This is a genomic window from Mycobacterium sp. (assembly GCF_049683355.1).
Classification (GTDB): domain Bacteria; phylum Actinomycetota; class Actinomycetes; order Mycobacteriales; family Mycobacteriaceae; genus Mycobacterium.
On the sequence record NZ_JBAUJB010000359.1, the window covers coordinates 1 to 4,940 of the forward strand.

General features: G+C 65.6%; 4 protein-coding genes, 1 tRNA gene and 1 pseudogene. All 6 read right to left on the reverse strand.

The annotated features are described in order from the left end of the window. Positions 1–162 precede the first annotated feature (162 nt). On the reverse strand, positions 163–894 hold the full coding sequence (locus WA944_RS20695) for a hypothetical protein (protein WP_526647298.1): 732 nt from the start codon (positions 892–894) through the stop codon (positions 163–165). After that, the gene (locus WA944_RS20700) at positions 891–1,946 is read right to left on the reverse strand and encodes a hypothetical protein (RefSeq protein WP_526647299.1); all 1,056 of its coding nucleotides are present in this window, start codon (positions 1,944–1,946) and stop codon (positions 891–893) included. The genes WA944_RS20695 and WA944_RS20700 overlap by 4 nt, the downstream gene beginning before the upstream one ends. Before the next feature lie 294 nt (positions 1,947–2,240). After that, on the reverse strand, positions 2,241–2,525 hold the full coding sequence (locus WA944_RS20705) for a type VII secretion target (RefSeq protein ID WP_526375870.1): 285 nt from the start codon (positions 2,523–2,525) through the stop codon (positions 2,241–2,243). Between the two features lie 124 nt (positions 2,526–2,649). Continuing rightward, a tRNA-Pro gene (locus WA944_RS20710) sits at positions 2,650–2,723 on the reverse strand. A gap of 248 nt (positions 2,724–2,971) precedes the next feature. Continuing rightward, positions 2,972–4,072: pseudogene (gene cds1 / locus WA944_RS20715) on the reverse strand (L-cysteine desulfhydrase Cds1); the annotation flags it as partial. Then, on the reverse strand, positions 4,069–4,940 hold an 872-nt coding region (locus WA944_RS20720; protein WP_526647300.1), incomplete at its 5' end, for a metallophosphoesterase. The pseudogene cds1 and the gene WA944_RS20720, both read right to left, overlap by 4 nt.

The window sequence follows — 4,940 nt, forward strand, 5'->3', positions numbered from 1 at the left end:
CGCAGAGTCGAATCCTGCAGTGGGTGCAGGTCAGCGGCGACGGGGACTACATCTACGACTTCGACGGCCACGCCGAGCCGCTGAGCGCAGACATGCTGCGGAGTTTCATCGAGGGTTTCATCGCAGACGACATGGAGGCTGCGCGTGCACGCCGCGTCAATGTCAATCGATGGTGAACTTCTCGTCGTCGAGACGCTGCAGGCCGCGGCCGTCGACGAGCTCGTCGCGGAATTCAGGGTGCTGCCAGTAGAAGCGCACCCACTCCCGCAACGCCTCGCTGTTGCCGGTGACACAATCTGAGAGAAGGGTGGCGCTTCTGCCCTCGGGCAGCACCAGCACGATCAACTCTCTGCCGCGGAGTTTGCGACGCACCGGGTGGTCCAGAATCTGCTCGATGTCCTCCCACTTGGCACGCCGGAATGCCAGCCACGGCCCGTTCCACACCTCGCAACAGCTCGGGGTCAAGCGCAGATAGCAGTCGCCGCCGTGAGCGATCATGCGCCACAGCGTTGCCGCGCCTGCCACGAGGATGAAGACCATCGCCCAAGCCAAGGATGACCGGTATGTGGGTATGTCGACGACCTCGAAGAATGAAACAGCGATATAGAGCAGGGCGCCAAAGGTGGCGCTACCGATCCAGATCAGGGAAAGCGCATCGAATAGTCTTCTCGGCCGAATGGTCGTCCCAGCAAGACTGCACGCGGCCCGCGGGTGAGCCATCCATCTCATGACCGCCCACTGGACCGCGAAGAAAAGGAACGCGCTGCTGAAGAGGAATGCGATCACTGCGGAGAAGGGATTCCCATCGGTGATGGCCCCAATACCCCACCACGCGAACATAATTACGCATGCGCTGAGAAAAGCGAACAAGGCGGCATCGCGGGCTTTCGTCATCGCGAGCAGAACTGGTTTCCGAGAAAGGTGCCGAATGCGCCGACAACTTGCGAGCCACCGATCGACATGATGCCAGCCGTAATCCAACCTGCGCCAGGAACGAGCAAAGGTGCGAACCCACCCGCGACTGAGCCGACACCGGTGTAGGTGTCGACGCATCGCTCAAAAGCACTTTGCGCGCCGGCGACATTGAACAACATCTCAGCGACCCCGACTGCGGGTCCGGCGAACTTCGCTCCTACACCGACATTCTCGAGTGCTTCCGCGCTCAGTCTCGGGACGGACCCACCCTGTCCGACGTATCGCTCCAAACCGGTGAGAGCGCCGCCCGCGATGGCCGTAGGGGGATTGCTGAGTATCTCAATCGGGATGTCGCCTTCCCGCCCATCGGGTGTGTAGACCTTGGCTTCGGCCCTGCCGTTCGGCCACTGATGGGTCTCCAGCAGTGTGCCGTCTGCGAGCCGTGTACTCGTGGTGGTGGCACCTCGGAGCGAATAGGTCGTTGAGTCCTTCCATGTGACAGTGCTGGTCTGCGACAAGAAGTTCCCATCTTTGTCGTATTGGGTGACGCGCAGGGTGGGGCCACGATCCCACTGGTACTCGTTGTCCTCGGTCACCACTTGCCTGCTGCCATCTTGCATGGTGTGCGTTGTGGTGGTGATGTCACCGTCGACCTCCACTGCCGTATCCCTGATTGTTTGCGACATGTCGATGTCACGCCGCATGGCCTGCTGCAGCAGTCCGGTCGCCGCGGCCGGACTGGGCACTTCGTCACTGGGTCTCGGCACTCCGGGGAGGAGGTTGTCCAGTCCGGTCGGATCGGGCGCTTGGAATCCATGCTCCGCGGCGGCGCCGTTCACTGCGGCGGCGGTCTCGTCGTCTGCAGCGCCCACCGCCAGCAGCAGTGTGTTGACGGCGATCTGTTCGGCTTGTGCGCGTCGCTCCAGCGCGGCGGCTTGTTCGGGGGTCATCGCAGCGCCGGTGATCAGGACCACCCACTGATCGCTGACGTGCAATTGACCGGTCATGTCGATCTCGTCGGCCTTGTTCAACAACGCGGTTCGTGCTACGCCGATGGTGCCGGCGCCGTCCCGAAAGGCCGAGCCGACGTCCTTGGTGTAAGCCGCCAAGGCGTTCGCCGCATCCGCTGCGCGTCCGAACATCTTGGTCGCCGCGGTGTGCGCGTCACCGGACCACGCTCTGGTCTCGGGCATGGTGTCGATGTTGTGGCTCATCATGGTCACCGCGTCGGCGACAGCTCGGCCGCTGTCCTGGACCGCTTGTCCGGAGAAGGCCAGAGAATCGGGATTCCAGCGCTCCAGCCGGGAACGAGAAGGCAGCACGGGTCAGAAGATTCCCTCGAAGCTGTCTGCCAGGTCGGTGTCGGTCACCTCGTAGCTGTTTGCCGCACCGCGCACTGCGGTGCCCATGTCGGCGACGTTGGAGGCGATCTGGTCGACGATCTCGGTGACGTGGGCGCCGACGAGCCGCGCCGCCCACTGGGTGGCCGACCCGTCCAGGCCGTCAGCCGCGGTGGCGACTGTGGTTCCGACGTCGGCGTCGCGGATCAGTCCCGCGGTGTTGTCGACCTGCCCGGCGAAGGCGCGCAGAATTTCCGGGTCGACTTCCATGGCGGCAAGATTAGTGCAGCCAGCGGGGCTGGCTATGCACCAATTTCGGCCGCTCTGGCGGGGACCTGGACAGCAAGAAAGCCCTGAACCGAACTACGGATCAGGGCCTCTGCACCAACACGAGTCGGGGTGGCGGGATTCGAACCCACGACCTCTTCGTCCCGAACGAAGCACGCTACCAAGCTGCGCCACACCCCGCGTGAAGCCACGACAGCGTATCGCACTGGCCAGGGTTCAAGCCAAACGCCTAGAGCCGGTGCGACACGCCGAGGGATGGATCTGGGTTGTCGGTGGCGTTATGCACACTGACAGACAGAACCGAACGAAACGAGGTGTGCGATGACGGGGTTAGGCGCATCGATCTACCTGGGCTTCTTCGCGTTCGCGGCGCTGTGGCTGTTCCTGACGTCCGACGGGCCGCTGTCTCGCGGCGCCGACGACCGCGGCCACCGTCCCGATCGTTCGAACTCGGCCAGCACATCAGCCGAGGCAGACGGGTCGAGCCCGTGGCTGGTCAGCCATTCGTCGCAGAAGTAGGTGTCGGCGTACCGGTCGCCGCTGTCGGCGAGGAGCGTGACCACCGAGCCGCTGCGGCCCTCGGCCGCCATCTCGGCCAGCAGTTCGAAAGCACCCCAGATGTTGGTTCCCGTCGACGGCCCGACCCGGCGGCCGAGTACCCGGCTGACGTGATGGGCGGCCGCCACCGACGCAGCGTCGGGCACCGACAGCATCCGGTCCACGACATGCGGTAGGAACGACGGCTCGACGCGCGGTCGTCCGATGCCTTCGATGCGGGACGACACTCCGGTGACGACGTCGGCGTCGCCGCTCTCGTAGGAGGGGAAGAACGCGGAGTTCTCCGGATCCACGACACACAGCCGGGTGGGGTGGCAGCGGTACCGGATGTAGCGGCCGATCGTGGCGCTCGTCCCGCCGGTGCCCGCGCCCACCACGATCCACTCCGGCACCGGATGTGTCTCCTCGCCCAACTGCTCGAAGATCGACTCGGCGATGTTGTTGTTGCCGCGCCAGTCGGTGGCACGTTCGGCGTTGGTGAACTGGTCGAGGTAGTGCCCGCCGGTCTCGGCGGCCAGCCGCTGCGCCTCGGCATACATCTGTGTCGACTCGGCGACGAAATGACAACGGCCGCCTTGAGATTCGATCAGCGCAATCTTCGTCGCACTCGTCGACGCCGGCATCACCGCGATGAACGGCAACCCCAGCAGCGCTGCGAAGTACGCCTCCGAGACCGCCGTGGAGCCCGACGAGGCCTCGATGACGGTGGTCTTCTGGTCGATCCAGCCGTTGCACAGCCCGTAGAGGAACAGTGACCGGGCCAGCCGGTGCTTGAGGCTGCCGGTGATGTGGGTGGTCTCGTCCTTGAGATAGAGCGAGACGTCGACGTCCTTGGTCCAGCTCGACGGCAGCGGGTAGCGCAGCAGGTGGGTGTCAGCACTGCGCTTGGTGTCGGCCCCGATGAGCCGCACTGCGCTGTCCACCCAGGAACGTGAGCGGCTGCAGCGGGCGGACAGGGCCGACGCGCTCACCGTGCCGCGACGGTCGGATACGACTGTCCTGCCCGTGACCGGGCGTCCGAGCCTCCGGTGGGGGCCGCGATCAGCGTCAGCAACGTCGCCTCCGGGCGGCAGCAGAACCGCAGCGGGGCGAACGGTGAGGTGCCGATTCCCGCCGAGACGTGCAACTGGGTGTGCGCGCCCCACCGGGACGGACCCTTGGCCCGCGACCGGTCGAGTTCACAGTTGGTGACGATCGCGCCGTAGAACGGCACGCACAGCTGACCGCCGTGCGTGTGGCCCGCCATCACCAGCTGGTAACCGTCGGCGGCGAAGCGGTCCAGCACCCGCGGCTCGGGGGAGTGGGTCAGGCCCAACGTCAGGTTCGCGGTGGCGTTCGCCGGCCCGGCGATGGTGGCGTAACGATCCCGGGACAGGTGCGGGTCGTCGACCCCGGCGGCGGCGATGTAGAGGCCGGCCACCTCGAACTCGCGGCGGGTGTGCGTCATGTCCAGCCAGCCGCGCTCGGTGAACGCCGCGCGCAGGTCCTGCCACGGCAGCGGTTCCCCGTGGATCCGGTGGCCAGGATTGGTCAGGTAGTTCGCCGGGTTCTTCAACTTCGGGGCGAAGTAGTCGTTGCTGCCGAAGACGAACACGCCGGGCACCGACAGCAGATCACCGAGGGCCTGCACCACCGCGGGCACGGCCTTGGGGTGGGAGAGATTGTCGCCGGTGTTGACGACGAAATCCGGATTCCAGCCGGCGAGCTCGCGCAGCCACGCCTGCTTGCGCCGCTGACTCGGCCGCATGTGGATGTCACTGATGTGCAGGACCTTCAACGGCGACGATCCCGGTGAGAGCACCGGCATCGTCGCCTCACGCACGACGAATGCGTTGCGCT

What these genes read in the sequence shown, in the direction of transcription:
- WA944_RS20695 (WP_526647298.1), bottom strand. Translation starts at nt 894, where the DNA reads ATGACGAAAGCCCGCGATGCCGCCTTGTTCGCTTTTCTCAGCGCATGC.
- WA944_RS20705 (WP_526375870.1), bottom strand. Translation starts at nt 2,525, where the DNA reads ATGGAAGTCGACCCGGAAATTCTGCGCGCCTTCGCCGGGCAGGTCGAC.